Source organism: Gardnerella sp. c23Ub_4 (genome assembly GCF_055804115.1).
Map to the genome: position 1 here is coordinate 909812 of NZ_JANUYO010000001.1, position 16552 is coordinate 926363.

The 16552-nt window shown below is 43.9% G+C and carries 9 protein-coding genes and 1 pseudogene; all 10 read left to right on the forward strand.

Going from position 1 to position 16552, the window contains the following annotated elements; genetic code table 11:
• The first annotated feature begins 173 nt into the window (after positions 1-173).
• The 10 genes and pseudogenes from NYP67_RS03610 to orn all read left to right on the forward strand — a co-directional run bounded on the left by NYP67_RS03610 (position 174) and on the right by orn (position 16473).
• Positions 174-8902: pseudogene (locus NYP67_RS03610) on the forward strand (InlB B-repeat-containing protein).
• Positions 8903-9000: 98 nt separating this feature from the next.
• Entirely contained in the window at positions 9001-9213 is a 213-nt protein-coding gene (gene rpmE, locus NYP67_RS03615) for a 50S ribosomal protein L31 (RefSeq protein ID WP_473411184.1), read from the forward strand.
• 144 nt (positions 9214-9357) lie between these two features.
• Positions 9358-10455 (forward strand): peptide chain release factor 1, encoded by a 1098-nt coding sequence (gene prfA / locus NYP67_RS03620; protein WP_473411185.1) that lies wholly within the window; start codon positions 9358-9360, stop codon positions 10453-10455.
• Positions 10456-10538: 83 nt separating this feature from the next.
• Positions 10539-11438 (forward strand): peptide chain release factor N(5)-glutamine methyltransferase, encoded by a 900-nt coding sequence (gene prmC, locus NYP67_RS03625; protein ID WP_018638410.1) that lies wholly within the window; start codon positions 10539-10541, stop codon positions 11436-11438.
• Positions 11431-12093 (forward strand): L-threonylcarbamoyladenylate synthase, encoded by a 663-nt coding sequence (locus NYP67_RS03630; protein WP_004130606.1) that lies wholly within the window; start codon positions 11431-11433, stop codon positions 12091-12093. Before prmC ends, NYP67_RS03630 begins: the two co-directional genes overlap by 8 nt.
• Positions 12090-13193, forward strand: a complete 1104-nt coding sequence (locus NYP67_RS03635) for an MraY family glycosyltransferase (RefSeq protein WP_004130608.1) — start codon at positions 12090-12092, stop codon at positions 13191-13193. Before NYP67_RS03630 ends, NYP67_RS03635 begins: the two co-directional genes overlap by 4 nt.
• 144 nt (positions 13194-13337) lie before the next feature.
• Positions 13338-14882 carry an IMP dehydrogenase gene (gene guaB / locus NYP67_RS03640; protein ID WP_004130610.1) on the forward strand — a complete coding sequence of 515 codons (1545 nt, stop codon included), beginning with the start codon at positions 13338-13340 and terminating at the stop codon, positions 14880-14882.
• Between the two features lie 184 nt (positions 14883-15066).
• Positions 15067-15306 (forward strand): hypothetical protein, encoded by a 240-nt coding sequence (locus NYP67_RS03645; protein ID WP_004120033.1) that lies wholly within the window; start codon positions 15067-15069, stop codon positions 15304-15306.
• 28 nt (positions 15307-15334) lie between these two features.
• On the forward strand, positions 15335-15694 hold the full coding sequence (locus NYP67_RS03650) for a hypothetical protein (protein WP_253254054.1): 360 nt from the start codon (positions 15335-15337) through the stop codon (positions 15692-15694).
• A gap of 71 nt (positions 15695-15765) precedes the next feature.
• Positions 15766-16473 (forward strand): oligoribonuclease, encoded by a 708-nt coding sequence (orn, locus tag NYP67_RS03655; protein WP_115793881.1) that lies wholly within the window; start codon positions 15766-15768, stop codon positions 16471-16473.
• Positions 16474-16552 lie beyond the last annotated feature (79 nt).

Sequence of the window (16552 nt, forward strand, 5' to 3'; positions counted from 1 at the left end):
GTGCTTCTGCTCTAAGCGGCTCAGCGAATCGAAGTGCATTCGCGCGCTACGCTCTAAGCGCTCATGCAAGTCGATTCGAGCAAAAACCCTTGAAACAAAAATACTTATGGGGGGGGGGTATCCGTGCTATCTGATAAAATGCAAAGGTTAAGTATTACGAGTTGGGAGTTTCCGTGGATAAAGCAAAAGACGTTGCTAGCAAGGTTAATTCGAGCAGTAAGCAAGTTAAGCATAAAAGCGCTAAAAATAAAGGCGCTAGTAGCTTAAAGAATGTTTCTTCGAAGAATGCGAATAATGCTTCTGGTCGCATCGGCGTTGCTGCTGTAGCTTTAGCATCTACGCTGTCTATGTTGCTGCCTGGTGCAACGGCTTTAGCTAAGACTCCTCTTAACGCTGATTCTTTTGATTCGTCTTATGTAAAGAGTGCTGCTAAGACTTCTGGCAAGGGTGCTGGCAAGGGCAATGGCAAGGGCGATGGAAACGACTTATATAAGAATGGATTGCTGAACACAGGTGCTACTTCTGAGCGCGCTATGCGACAGATGGTTGGTTCTGCTAAAGAATATTTAGTTAAGCATGCTGATTCTAATGCGGATTCTAACAATAGTGCGGCAGGCGTTGATAATCAGGAAGCGGCTGCTGGCGACTCTTCTGTAGGCGTTAAGGATTCTGGCGAGCGTTCTGATGCTGGTTCTGAGGCTAGTAATGATGCTAGTTCTGAGGCTGCAACTGATAGTGCAACTGAGACTGCGACTAATGGTGAGCAAGATAATTCAGATGTAGCAAAACCAGAGAGTAAAGCGGTTAAGAAAGAGCAGCCTGCAGAAGCAAAACCAGCTGAGACTCCTGCATCGAAGGCAGAGCCTGTCAAGACTGAGCCTGCAAAAACAGAAGTTGTGAATCCAACGCCTGCAGCGAAGACAGCTGATGCATCGAAGACAGAACCTGCAAATTCTGCGCCTGCTGCAAAGACGGATTCTTCTGCCAAGACTGAGCCAGATCAGAAGCCAGCTCAGCCTGCAAGCACAGAAAATGCGCAGTCTGGAAGTGAACAGAATGCAAGTGCGAATCTTGCAAGCACTGAAAGCGCAGATCCTCTTGCAAAGAATGAGAAAGAAAAAGCAGCGCCATCTACCGCTAATGCTGATTCTGAGAATGCTAAGACTGCAGCTGAACAACCTGCAGACGAACAGTCTGCAAGCACTGCAAGCACACAGCCTGCCGCAAAGTCCGAGAATGATTCCAATAAGTCAAAAGTGCGTTCTCGTAGGAGTGTTGAAGAAAGTGCAAACGGTTCTAACAAGGGGAGTAGTGTAACTCCTGAAGGTGCAGATGCAGGTGCTTCAAGCACAGATAGAAGCAATGAGAATGCGAATGGCTCTAATAATAATTCTAATGCAAACAGCCAGGTAATTAAGCCGAATACAGATAATCCAACGGCTGGTGACCAGCAAACTGCCAACGAACAGGTACAAACCGACAAAAAGCCAAAAGCTACGTATAATTTGCAAATTCGCTATACGATTGGCGGCGCTGCAAATAAGCAGCTTGTGCAGCCGTACGAGCTTACGATTGATCAAGAAGACTTCGATAAGCTCGGCAAAGATGACAAGTACGAGTACATTGAGCTTCCAAAGGCTGCTGGATACCGTCCATCCGTATACCATTCCGGGGATTACCAGTACTACATTAAAAACGGCGAAGGCGATTATGTTATTGACAATGGCACGGATGCGGATGCTACTCGCTACTTGCGTTTAAGCAAGAAGCTGATTACTGATTACGCTGTAAAGCAAAGGCAGGTTGTTGGAGGAGGTAACGGCGCTCAAGCTCCGCAAAATCCGCAGAATCCATCGTCTGCGCAGACGCAATCAGAAGACAATGGCATCCAGCACTACGGCGAGCTGAACATCAACTACGCTCCTAAAACAGCTAAGTACTATGTGCGTCACTTGGTGCAGGATCTCAATAATAAGGATGAGTTCCATGATGCTCCGAATTTGGGCATAGGTAAAGTAATTACTGTAAAGCATAAGGATGGCACTACTGAGAATATTCACGTTACTGAGATTACGGGCACAGTTGGCTCGGATGTAACAGCTGTTTCAACGTACATTCCAGGCTACGAGCCAGAGCACAATTTGATTAGCTCGCCGCTTTCGGATTCGGAAGATGAAAAAGATAAGCTTGTTTTGAACCTTCGCTACTACCGTAAAGCGTATGAAGTTACTTACGATTCTAACGGCGGCACGGATGTTACTGCTCAAAAAGTGTATTATCAGCAGACAGTGCCAGGTGTCACAGAGCCAACTAGGCGAGGTTACACTTTTAAAGGATGGTCTTTAGTAGATCCTAATACAGTAAATGATCCAAGTTCTGGGTTATATAGTGATCCTACTGTTATATCTGACAAAGATTTTAAGATGCCGGATCACAATGTGCAATTCCGCGCAGTTTGGGAAGAGAATAAAACCACCAACTATCGCGTGAACGTGTGGGTACAAAAAGCGGATTTGGTAGATAAAGAGCATCCAAAGTCGCTTGTAAACTACGACTTTGTTGGTCTTGTTGAGCGCAAGAACGTTAAGACTGGCAGCAGCGTTGATCTTAAAAGCATGAACGATGCTGGCGTTGCTAATGATCCTAATAAATTAAGCGGCACTAATAAAGATAATCCTATTTTGGACTCTGAGCTTGGCTTAACTAAAGAAGAGTTGCAAGGTAAAAATTCTGATCACAAAGACGGCTTAATTGCAAAGTTCAATTGGATGAACGATACGCCTGTAACAAGCTTAGATGGGTATGATACCACGAATCCTGGTGACGCTGAAAACAAGGGCAAGGATTTATTCACGCGCTACTTCCATGTGAATAAGAAGCTTACTAAAAGATACACAAAAGATCCTAATAATACAAGCACTAAGCTTTCTGCTAACGACTTAGATAATACTTTTGACTTAGTCTACGATCGCAGCGAGTACGAGCTTATTTTTGCTAAGCCTGCTGTACTTAAATCTTCAGAAGGTGCTAAGCGTTTAAACAATGCTGCTATAAAAAGACTTGACGAAAACGGCAAAACAACTATTTATTGCTATGCTGGCGGTGGCAATTGCTCAGAGAAGTATGATAAGAATGACGAAGATGGCAATACAATTAACCACAAAGGTTACCGTGTAAATGTTCGTTATGGTCAAAGTCTTACTGATATTTGGCCTGATGTAAATGAATTAGATTTTAATGAAGAGGGAAAAGGCTCTTTAGGGTGGCGTATTGGATATGCAGGGGAAACAGAGTTTCGTGATACTCCTCCGTATCGTTTTACTAAAAAAGAATTTGCTGACCCTAAATTCCGTGTAGTGGGTAATGAGCACAAGCTTAAAATTAGTGATAATCCTGATAGTGATCCAAATAATACATACGAGCTAAAAGATAATCAGCGTCTGCTTACAGCTGATACCAGTAATACTCAGGTTATGCCTATTCAGGTAATCATTGAAAAGCAAAGTATTGCCTCTGCTAAAAGCGGCAATAATCCAGGCGATGATGATTATGTGCTTTCAACGGATTCGTATAGCAAAGATGATACTAGTAACACGGAATACGATCATAAGTCTTCATCCATAGCTGGTTTTAACTCTGTTAAAAAAGAGGGTCGTATAGAGGAATATGATAGTAATGATTTTGATGATGATAAGCTATTACCAGATTTATATTCACATTCTATTGAATATGAAAATGATGATGAAAAAAAAGACTGGGATGATCTAGATGATGATGCTAAAGAAGCTTTTAAGAAAAAGTACCATGTAGGCTTCCGTAAGCACTTAGCTGGTGGAGGCGAAGACTCAAAAGAATATGAGGAAAACGGCTACCTTGTATTTAAATACAACCGCAAGAAGTACGATGTGCAGTTTTATAATGCGGACGGCAAGGCTATAAGTGCTGGTACTGGTAGTAGCGATGTTGCCAAAGAAGAACTGCCGTATGAGTATAGTTTGTCTAAGCGCGGCAAAAAAGATTTGACGGGCGAAGACAAAGATTTATACGGAAACGATACGTCTTACGATGCTTCTGTAACTAAAGACGGTGGCACTGACACCGCAACTCAGTTCGATGGAAAGTACACTTTCAAGCTTAATGGCAAGACTTACTCCATCGTTCGCCCTGATTATTTGCCAAAAGACTACGTGTTTAAAGGCTGGGCTGTTGATCAAGCCGGTATTCATCTTATAAATGGCAAGATAAATGACAATAGTGAAGGTACTGAAGGTGACGGCAAAGCTAAAGGCGAAACTAAAGATTTTACAATGCCAGTTAACGGCATTAAGCTTTACGCTGCGTGGGGTAAGCCAGAAGGCGTTAAGCACACTGTAACGTTTGATTACAATATGCCTGAAATTGACAAAAACGGCAATGAGGTAGCTGACACAAACGTAGTTAAGGAAAAGCAGATCGATCGCTACCTTCCTATTGACGAAAATAAATTAGGCACTCCAACGCGCAAGGGCTACGACTTCTACGGCTGGGAGCTTGCTAAAAAGGGCAATGAAACATTAACGAATCATACTCCGTACGCTTTTGGCAACAAAGTAGTAGAAGATATAACGCTTAAAGCTGTGTGGATTCAAGATACTCGCTACAATGGCACTTTTAAGCACATATTCTTAAAGCCTGGGTACGCTATTGCTGACTATAAGAATGCTAATGAATCAGACAAAGCCGCGATGATAGACCACGTTTCTACTCAAACGGTTTCTGGCTTGCGCGAGCATTTGCGCTACAATGCGGAAGCAGTCTACAGTGACGAAACGCAATTCCCAGATAAGCATTTTACGAGTTTTGAAGCCTCGAGCAATGAGAAGCAGAATACTGGCGAGTTTATTTACCAAACGTACAATACGCGCAAGTATAAGGTAAAGTATATTGATCAAAACGGCAAGGATCTTCTTCCAGAAAGCGAAGTCAGCTCTGTAAACCGAGAGTACGACGTAGCATTCTACAAGCCGATTGAAGGCTTTATGCCGAGAACTACGCAGCAGAATGTTTTGTATGAAACTGACAAAGATGGCAAGCAGACTAAAGATATTCCTCCAATCACATTCGTATATGACGACGTTCGTGTGCTTAAGCGCAAGGACGATACTCAAGTTCGCCCAACCAACTACACGCGCTACGTGTTCAAAGTGGCCGATGGTCAGTCGACTATGGGAAGCATTGTTGGATACGATAGTAAGACTGCTGGAGAAGGCGGTTTAGTCTACGATGTTATTGGCGGAACGAAGGCATACCAAATGCCTTTGCCTCAAGACCCAGTTGCAAAGCAAGGCTATGAGTTTGAAAAATGGACTTCTGAGATTTATATAGATGATGGACATGGTGGGCAAACAGTTACTGGTGGTTTCGACCGTCTGCCAATTCTTTCTGAATCTCAATCTAATCCAAAGGTTGTTTACACTGCTAACTTTAAGCTTAAAGCGCCTGTTGCAATCGATACTAAGGTTTTGAAGCCAACAGATGCTTTGACTCTGGATGAGGCTTCAGCTAAGAATCTTATAAAGAATTCTAATGAGTATCCAGATGGTGCTACGTTCAGTTTTGCGCAAGGCGAAAAGTTTGACAACACTCCGGGCTTGCACAAGATTAAAGTGCAAGTGAAGCTTGATGGAAACACTGCTGTAACTGAAGTGCTGTACCGCGTGCTGCCAGATTTGGTGTATGAAAGCGATTGGGAGAAGTTTAGCCAAAGTGATTACGGTAAGAGCCATGTAGAGAATAACGAATATGTTAAAGTCACTTTTACTGGTGATTTACAGCAGGGTAGGATTCTTGGTATGACGGCGAGACTAGCGCTAGTAAACCTTCGCTTTTTGCATATGTATATAAGGGTAAGAAGGATATTTCTGTTCGCGTGCCGCAAGCCTTCGGTAAGGAATACGAGGACGATCATTATCACTACGTGTTTAAGGGTTGGACTACTGGCACTGAAACCGATACTGCAAATATAACTAATTACGATATTAAGTCTGAAGATCGCTACAAAAAAGACACGTTCAGTAAGGATGTTACTTACACCGCTGTTTACAAGCGAATCGACTACTTCTCCAGTTCATCGGACGGTGGTGAAGTTCCTAAGGATGCTGTAGTCGCAATCTTTAAGCCTGCTCCAGGTAGATTGTGGAAGGACGGCACAAGTGGCCCTAAGGTGTTCTACGTAAAGAAGGGCACTGATATTTCAAAAATTCCTTACAGTTCCAGCGACCCTACTAATGCTTTGGTGAAGCTTAAAGAAAACCTAACCAATGCTACTGGCACTTGGAAACGAAGCAGTATGCTTAATGACGGTAAGAAAGTTACTGAAGTTAAAGATGTTGCTAAAACTGACGATAAATGGAAAGACGGCTGGAAAGTCAATGAATCATTCCAAGAGTTCGTGGCAGATCAAAAGGATTGGACAGAGCCAGATGTTAAGAAAGACTACTTTGTTGCTGTTCAAGGAGACGCTTCAACTCTTCCAAAGCTTAAAGATTATGTAATTAATCTTAAAGCTCTTTGTGATGAAGCTAAAATTGATGCTAATAATGTAGCAGACGTAAAAGTCGAATACGATTTGCCGAAGAGCGAGCAAGAGAAATTTAAGCAGAAGATGCTTGATAAGCCTGCTATGTACACTATTCCTTTGAAGATCACTGTTAATTATAAAGATGGAATTAGTGCAGAAACGTATAAGAGCGTTGGTTTGCTTAAAGTAATACATAAGCTTATGTACCCAGAAAGCTTACCGAAGCTTGCAAATGGAGATATTGACACTAATTCTCCAGAAGCACAGCAAGTATTGAATAATAAGAATTTTGCTAAAGTTAGATTTATTAATGCAGACAATGACGAGTATTCGAAAGAAGGTAAAGGAAGCTTTGGCGAAAATGATCGCACGTTGTATTACGCGCGTAAAGATTCTGCTTCTGGCGTAAAAGCTCCGCAAGTTACTGGCAAAGATTACGACGCTAACGGATACCATTATGTATTCAAAGGCTGGAAAAAGGTTAATCCTCCTGCTGCGAATAACGCTGCGCATGCGCGTACAAGGCGTAGCTTGCCTGATTATTCAGCAATTCCTTTAACAACTTTATTTGTAAATCAGCCAACATCTGCAACTAGCGTTGATGCGCCAAATACAAATAATGATCTTCTAACAAACGAGCAGATTCGTAATGCAACGTATAGCGAGGATACAACGTATCAAGCGGTGTACGATAGAATACCGAACGTCATCGACGCTTCTAAGACGAAGAAAACATTGGAAGGATACGTTCCTGCAGTGTTCCTTCCAGAGATTGGTCACCGCTGGAAGAATGGTGAATATAAGCCGAAGCTGCTATATATTCGTCCTTCTAAGGAATCAAGTGACAATATTAAGTTTATGAAGAAGGTTGCTGACTCTACTGGCAAAGAACTTTATGGATTTAGCAAGTGGCGTATGTTTACAGCTCAAGGCGATAAACTTAATATTGCTGCGGATAATTCCTGGAATATTGCAGCTCCGCTTATTTTTGTTGCTGAGCAAACTGGTGTTTCCGACATTACTATTCCAGAAACAATCGTTAGTGCAGGCGATGCTATTCCAGACTTGGATAAGCTTGTGAACAATACTGATCCTAAGAATGTTAAGGTGAATATAAATCACATTTACGGTCAAGGAGTTAAGCCTAAGGATTCTTCGGCGCAAGACGATGTCAATCGCGTATATAGCCCTGGAACTGCAACTGTTGTTGTAGACGTTACAAGGCCGACTGACGTTGAAGGACAAAAACTTACAACGCAAATTCCAATTCGCGTGCGCGTTTTGCCGAATGTTATTGCGGATCAGGATTTGCCTGCAAAAGATACTAAGGAATTTAAGTATATTGCGCAAAACTACACAAAGGTAACGTATATAGCTGGTAGTGGCGGAGAAATGAAGTCTCCTGTGTTCACATACTGGGTGCGCAAGGGTGCTAATGTGCATATGCCAGTTCCAGACGTGCTTGCTGATAATGGCTACGTGTTTAAGGATTGGTCAACAGTTCGTACAGATTATTCTTTGGATTTGAGTATGAATAATGCTGCAACTGCTGAGCAAAAAGAGTTCTTGGCTAATCGTGCGGAGCTTGCTGGTCTAAGCTTTGTTGCAAAGCAGATTAGGGCTTCTAAGCATTCTTCGTTTGCTGCGTTGAAGAATCTTTTTGATCTTGGGTGCAATGAAAACGGCATGACGTTTAATCTTGACGAAACCACTATTACTGCAAACTTCGAGCAGATGGATCCTGTGGAGTTTAAGTTTAGTGGCAAGGCGGTTGAGGGAGTTCCTGCAATGTTTACGCTTGCAAACTTAACTAGGGGAGTTCTTAATGCTGATGGAACAACGAATGCAAACGCAACTGTTTCAGTTGATAATAAACAGTTTACTGTTAATGCGTTGTCTAGTAGTAGTTTGAGCCAGCTTGGAATTTCTCCTTCTTGCAGCGGCATGACTTGCACAATTTCTGGAACACCGAAGATTGTTGATGGTAAGAAGGTTGTTGAGCTTACTTTCACGAGTGTAGATAAGTATGGTCGCAAAGCTAAGGTGACGGTTGATATTGAAGTGCTTCCAGCATCAAATGATGTTAATCCAACGCCAACTCCTGAGCCTGATTATTCAACGGTTCCTTCGGATTATATTGTTCCAGCGCCAGAGACAGCTCCTATGCCTAAGCATGCTCCTTTGCAAGATAAGCAAAAGGCGGGCGTTAAGGGAGATTTGCTGCCTCAGACTGGTGTTGATGCTTCGCAATCTGCGTTAATCGCAAGCTTGTTAGCGTCTGTTGGTTTTGCTGGGTTCGCTGCAAAGCATAGGAGAAAGCGCGAAGATGGTAAGAATAACTAAGCGAGTCGAGGGTAGTAACTAAAATAGCGAAGGTTCCGGTTCACGCTTAGCTATTGGGGCTTTGCGACCCGGGTCGCCCGAATTCCATAGGAGACATTATGAAGCAGGGTATTCATCCCGACTATCACGCAGTGCAGGTTACCTGCTCTTGCGGAGACACTTTTGTAACTCGTTCCACCGCTGATGGCAATCATATGACGGTTGACGTGTGCTCAAAGTGCCACCCATTCTATACCGGCAAGCAGAAGATTCTCGATACTGGCGGCCGCGTGGCTCGCTTCGAGAAGCGCTACGGTAAGAAGACTAAGTAGCTTTTTAATCGCCAGCCCTGCTTTCGTGTAACTTCGCGGAATCGGGGCTGGCGTTTTATGTGCTAAACATGTGCGTATCTTACAATATTTAATTTAATATTTTCGATTCAAAATCCGCGTTATGCGCGACTACAAAGGAACAAAATGGCCGAGTCAATAGATGAGCAATTCCCAGCAGCGGTTACAGCTCTAAACGAATACCGCGATATTGAAAATCGCATGGGGGAGCCAGAAGTAGCGTCTAATCCAGATGCAATTCGCAAGCTCGGTCGTAGGCATGCAGAACTCGGGTCAATAGTAAGCGCGTACTTAAATTACAAGCAGCTTTGCGAAGACTACGAAGTAGCTAGCGAAATGGCAAGCGAAGACGAAGAATTAGCAAAAGAAGCAAAACATTTAGAAGAACAAATTCCAGCAGCAAAAGAAAAGCTTCGCACAGCGCTGATTCCTAGAGACCCAGACGATGCGCGAGATATGATTATGGAAATCAAAGCTGGTACGGGCGGCGAAGAAGCAGCTCTGTTTGCTGGCGATTTATTACGCATGTATATGCGTTACGCAGAAAAGCGCGGATGGACTACCGTAATCCAAAGCGAAAATGCGACGGAGCTTGGCGGCGTAAAAGACGTGCAGCTTGCGATTCGCGCAAAAGGCACACCTGCTCCAGAAGACGGCGTGTGGGCAAGTATGAAGTACGAGGGCGGCGTGCATCGCGTGCAGCGAATCCCAGTTACGGAATCGCAAGGGCGTATTCAAACTTCGGCAGCTGGCGTAATCGTGTTCCCAGAAGCAGACGAAGACGACGACGAAATCGAAATCGATCCAAAAGACCTTAAAATCGATATTTTCATGAGCTCTGGCCCTGGCGGACAGTCCGTGAACACTACTTATTCCGCGGTTCGCATGACGCATATTCCAACGGGAATTGTTGTTAGTATGCAAGATGAAAAGTCGCAGATTCAAAACCGTTCGGCGGCTCTTCGCGTGCTAAAGTCGCGTTTGCTTGCTATGAAGCACGAGCAGGAGGCAGCGGAGGCAGCAGATATGCGCCACTCGCAGGTGCGCTCGTTGGATCGTTCTGAGCGAATCCGCACATACAACTTCCCAGAAAATCGTATTGTGGACCATCGCACGAATTACAAGGCATACAATCTTGACCAGGTGCTTAACGGCGATTTGCAAGCGGTTATAGACAGCGATATTCAGGCGGATGAAGCCGATCGCTTAGCTAAAGCCAAGTAAGTAGTAATATCTTTAAACTCGTTGCTTGTGTTGGCTTGTAGAAATTAGATTGTAGGAATTAGCATCTAGGAATTGCTTGTATTATGCGCGAACTCTTGCAAAATGCTATTGCGTGTCTTTGTAAAGCAGGCGTAGATTCTCCGCAATATGACGCTCGTGTACTTTTAGCGCACGCTTGTGGCATAAGCTTAGCAGACTTAAACAAAGCGCTAATACTTGGCGATTTTAAGGATTTTTTGCCCGATTATGCTAGCAAATATAGCGATTTTATATCTAGACGTGCTTCGCGCGAGCCATTGCAACACATTATTGGATGCGCAACTTTTCGCTACATAGACCTAATAGTAGGTAAAGGTGTTTTTGTGCCAAGGGCCGAGACAGAAGTGGTAGTTCAAGAGGGAATAGATTGGATTCGCGCAAATAATCTAAAAAATCCTATTGTTTTAGACTTGTGCGCAGGGTCTGGAGCAATCGGACTATCTGTTGCAAGCGAAGTTGCAAACGCGCAAGTGTGGGCTGTGGAAAAGTCGCATGAAGCTTTTGAATATTTGCAAAAAAACTATCGCAAAATCGCGGAAAAATATGATATTTCAAACAGATATCACGCAATATTAGGCGATGCTACAAACGCTAATCTGCCTGAAATAAGTGCGATTAAAGGACTAGTAGACGTAGTAATTACGAATCCTCCATACGTGCCAGAAAGCAAGCCAGTCGAGCAGATTGAAGCTCGCGACTACGACCCAAAAATGGCGCTATACGGGGGATCTAAAGACGGATTGTTAATACCGCAAAAAATTGTAAAAGCGAGTTTTGCATATTTGCGTATGGGTGGAATAATGATTATGGAACACGATATTACGCAAGGAAAAGCGCTTGCAGATTATGCAAAAAACATAGGATTTAGCAGTGCAAAAGTCAAAAACGACTTAACAAACAGAGCAAGATTTGTAGTATGCAAAAAAGGGGCTAAAAATGAGTAAAATTTGCACAATTAACGAAGAATCATTGCAACTTGCAGCGCAAATAATTAACGCGGGCGGCGTAATCGTAGTGCCAACAGACACGGTTTACGGAGTGGCGTGCGACCCATTTAACGAGGCGGCAGTAGCGAAAATCTACCAACTAAAACGCAGGCCGCGCACAAAAGCCTTGCAAATACTTATGAGCAGTGTAAGTGACTTAGAAAAACTTGGTCTTTACTTGCCAAACCCGCTAGACGTGCTTGCGGAAAAATTCCTGCCAGGCGGATATTCACCAATCGCGCGCGCAAAAAAGGATTCGGTAGCTACAAGGCTTGCTACGCTTTGTAAAGCAGATGAGAGCAGTGAGCAAAGTCAAGCAACGCAAGGCGTGCGCGTTCCAGATTGCCCAGAACTAATGAAAATTTTGCGCGTTACGGGGCCATTGGCGGCATCTAGCGCGAATCGCAGCGGAAACGAGAGTGCAGACAGCGTAGAAGAAGCGTTTGCGGCTTTTGGAGACGAAATACCGCTGTACTTAAACGCTGGCCCAACGCGCTCGCACGTAGCAAGCACGGTGGTTGGTGCGGATGCAAGAGACAAAGACGGAATTGTGATTTTGCGCGAAGGTGTAATAAGTGAAGAACAGATAAGAGCAGAAAGTCGCAAGAAATGAGGGTATACCTGTTTATAGCAGCAATCGCAGGAGGCGCAACGTGGCTAATAATGCCGCTTATACGTCATCTTGCGATTCGCATAGGAGCTGTTGGAAAAGTGCGCGCTCGCGATGTGCACACAATACCTACGCCCCGTATGGGTGGAGTGGGAATGCTATTCGGCTTTGCTGTGTCGATGGCATTTGCAAGCTCCATGCCTTTTATTTCGGGGCTTTTTGCAGGAACACACCAGCCATGGGTGGTTTTAGCTGGAGCAGTACTCATATGCCTTTTGGGTGTTTGCGACGATATTTGGGATTTAGATTGGATGCTAAAACTTGCAGGTCAATTGCTAATAGCTGTTTTTGTAGCGTGGGGAGGATTGCAAATCGTAGCGTTGCCACTCGGGTCGCTAGTCACAGCCTCTCCAAGCCTTTCAATCGCAATAACCGCAATACTAATAGTTGCTTCAATTAATGCAGTCAACTTTGTAGACGGACTCGATGGGCTTGCTTCTGGAATCGTGGCAATTGGCGGAATTGCATTTGCAACATACTCTTATATTCTTGCGCGCACGTCTCCGAGCTACGCTTCAATGGCAACTCTTATAGACGTTGCAATGGTTGGAATGTGCGTAGGATTTATTTTGCACAATTGGCATCCAGCAAAGCTTTTTATGGGCGATTCTGGCTCCATGCTAATCGGGTATTTAATAACTTGCGCGTCTATTATAATGACAGGTCACTTAGATCCATCTGCAGTGCACACAAGCATCTATTTGCCAGTATTTATGCCGATTTTACTTCCGATTTTAGTGCTGTTTTTGCCAGTTCTAGACATGTGTTTAGCAATATGCAGAAGGCTTGCAAAAGGGCAGTCGCCAATGCATCCAGACAGAATGCATTTGCATCACAGAATGTTGCGCATTGGGCACTCGGTGCAAGGAGCGGTGCTTATTTTGTGGGGATGGGCGGCGCTCATATCTTTTGGATCAATAATGATTCTGTTCTTTAAAGCAGTTTACGTGCTTGTTGGCATGATTATTGCGGCGGCGTTGCTTACGATTCTTACAATGATGCCATATTTGCGCAGACGTTTGCCAGAGTTGCGAAATTCGTGAAAAGCGAAATGGTGGATAATCGCTGCTGATTGAAGTTGGTCGTGTTTAATCGCGCTGTAGTAGCTTCGGCGCAAAATTGCCACTAAATATTGTGTATGAAACGCGGCTTTTGCAAACGTCATAGCAAAAACGTATAGTGACCCTATGGTTACAACTGATATGAACATGCAATCTGCGTATACTCCTGTTCCTCCAATTTTTGAAAAGCTCGGCCTCGCATATGACGATGTGCTTCTGCTTCCAAACGAGACCGATGTAATTCCATCCGAAGTAGATACAACTACTCATCTAACTCGCGAAATCACTATGAAAGTTCCTGCAATTTCTGCAGCAATGGACACAGTAACTGAGTCGGATATGGCTATTGCAATGGCTAGAAATGGCGGAATTGGCGTACTTCACCGCAATCTTTCCATTGATGATCAAGCTGCGCAAGTAGATATTGTTAAGCGCAGTGAGTCTGGCATGATTACCGACCCACTCACTGTTCACCCAGATGCAACGCTCGCCGATTTAGATAAATTGTGCGGGCGTTTCCATATTTCGGGCTTACCAGTAGTAGATGGCGAAAATCGTTTAGTTGGCATTATTACCAATCGCGATATGCGTTTCATTGCTTCCGAGGATTACGATCGCTTGAAAGTCAAAGACGTTATGACTCGCGAAAATCTTGTAACTGGTCCTTCTAATATTTCTAAAGAAGACGCGCATCGTTTGCTTGCAGAAAACAAGGTTGAAAAATTGCCTCTGGTTGATGCCGAAGGTAAGCTTACAGGTTTGATTACTGTTAAGGACTTTGTTAAGACTGAGCAGTACCCAGACGCCACTAAAGACGACCAGGGTAGACTTCGTGTGGCTGCTGGAATTGGTTTCCTTGGAGATGCTTGGCAGCGTGCGTGTGCGCTTATGGAAGCTGGAGTTGACGTACTTGTGGTTGATACTGCAAACGGCGAAGCTCGCTTGGCACTAGACATGATTCGTAGAATTAAGGCAGATAAGGCTTTTGATGGCGTGCAAATTATTGGCGGAAATATTGCAACTCGCCAGGGTGCACAGGCGATGATTGACGCTGGCGTTGACGCTGTAAAGGTTGGCGTTGGGCCAGGCTCTATTTGCACTACGCGCGTGGTTGCAGGCGTTGGTGTGCCTCAGCTTACTGCTGTTTATGACGCTGCTCAAGCTTGCAAGGCTGCTGGAATTCCATGCATTGCTGATGGCGGTATTCACTATTCTGGAGATATTGCTAAGGCTTTGGTTGCAGGAGCCAACACCGTTATGCTCGGCGGCACTTTGGCTGGATGTGAGGAAGCTCCAGGCGAGAAGGTTTTGCTTCACGGCAAGCAATACAAGCTTTATCGTGGCATGGGTTCGCTTGGCGCAATGGCTCCTCGCGGTAAGAAGTCTTATTCTAAGGATCGTTACTTCCAGGCAGATGTTACTAGCTCCGATAAGGTGGTTCCAGAAGGCGTGGAAGGCGAAGTGCCATACCGCGGTCCACTTAACGCTGTGCTTTACCAGCTTCTCGGTGGCTTGCATCAGTCTATGTTCTACGTTGGTGCTCACAATATTGAGGAGCTTCAGGAGCGCGGTCGCTTTATTCGCATTACGGATGCAGGCCTTAGGGAATCGCATCCTCACGATATTGTGATGACTGCAGAAGCGCCAAACTACAGCGGTTTCCACAACTAAGTCGCAAGTTGTGCGCGAGTTGCGTATAAGTCGCGTATAAATCGCAAGTAATTTTGCATTAAACGGCGAAGAGTTAGCTAAGTCTTATTTGCTACTTTCTAACTTTTCGTCGTTTTTTGTTTTGACAATTCGTATAAAATTATTGTATAGTTAGTGGGATATCCCACTAAAAATGAGGTGTTTTGTGGAAGTAGTGAAAGATTATGACGTTCGTCTTGATAGTAAAAAGCGTGTAACTCTGCGCGGAGCTAAATACCCTTATTACAATGTTAAAGAATGTGATAACGGTTGTATTTTATTAGAACCTCGTGAGCTTACTATTCCTAAGAGTATCTCTTCTAAAACTCTTAAAAGTATGGATGAAGCAATCCGCAATTTTAAGATTGGCAAAGTCTCTGAACCAGTTGATCTTTCTGACTTCTAGGAGTAAGTGAATGAACTTCAATATTAGAATGGGTATTCCAGAGATGTCTAATATTTGGGAGAGATTGAAGAAAGAGTTTCTAGAAGGCAGTATAAGTAAAAAAGATCTTTCTCTTTATAAGAAATGGGGAAAATCTATGAAACTTTTATCTGAAAATCCAAGGCATCCAGGATTGCATACTCATGATATTGAAGAATTGACAAATAGATATGGTGTTAGAGTTTGGCAATCCTACTTGGAGAATAAAACAAGTAGTGCAATGAGAATGTATTGGGTTTATGGTCCAGATCATATGTCAATAACTATTATCGGTTTAGAGCCTCACCCTGAGGATAAGAAAAATGGATCATATTCTAGAATTTCACTTTCTGATATGCCAGAGATGTGATTTTAGCTGTTAGTCGTCGCTGGGAAGATGTAGGCTGATGGGTTCAAAAAAATATTAGGAAAGGAACGAAAATGGCAGAAGCTAAGGAAGATCTTACGTTTACGCCGGAAGAATCGCGTTTAATTTGGATTGATTGCGAGATGACGGGTCTCGATATTTTCCACGACGAATTATGCGAAGTGTCTGTAGTTCCAACTGACTTTAATTTGAAAGTTCTAGACGATGGCATTGATTTAGTGATTAAGCCAAGCGATGCTGCTGTGGCTCATATGAACGATTTTGTGCGCAATATGCACACATCTTCTGGTCTTGTTGACGAGTGGAATAAAAACGGTTTGCCGCTAGAAGAAGCACAAAAGCAGGTTGTTGAGTACGTAAAGCGCTTTTTGCCAGAGCGCGGAAAAGCGCATCTTGCTGGAAATTCTGTTGGATCCGATAAAAAGTTCCTCGACCGCTACATGCCAGATTTAATGGCAAATTTGCATTACCGCGTAATCGACGTAAGCACGTTGAAGGAGATTTCGCGCAGACTTTACCCAGATGTTTACCGCAATAAGCCAGCAAAACACGGCGGGCACCGTGCGCTCGCGGATATTATTGAGTCGATTGACGAGTTGCGCTACTACCGCGATATGATGTTCATTACAGCTCCAGGACCAAGCGAATCCCAGGCAAAAGCGGGAGCACAACACGTTGAAAGCACGAGTTTGCTTCGCGACTACGAGCGCCGAGGCGAAGCTCTAGAAGACGTAAATTCCGCAGAAAAGCGCGATTATTAAACAAAGCTGACTATTAAACAAAGCGTGATTATCAAACGCATTAAACGTAAATGCGCAAATAGCGCAAATAAAAGGTGCT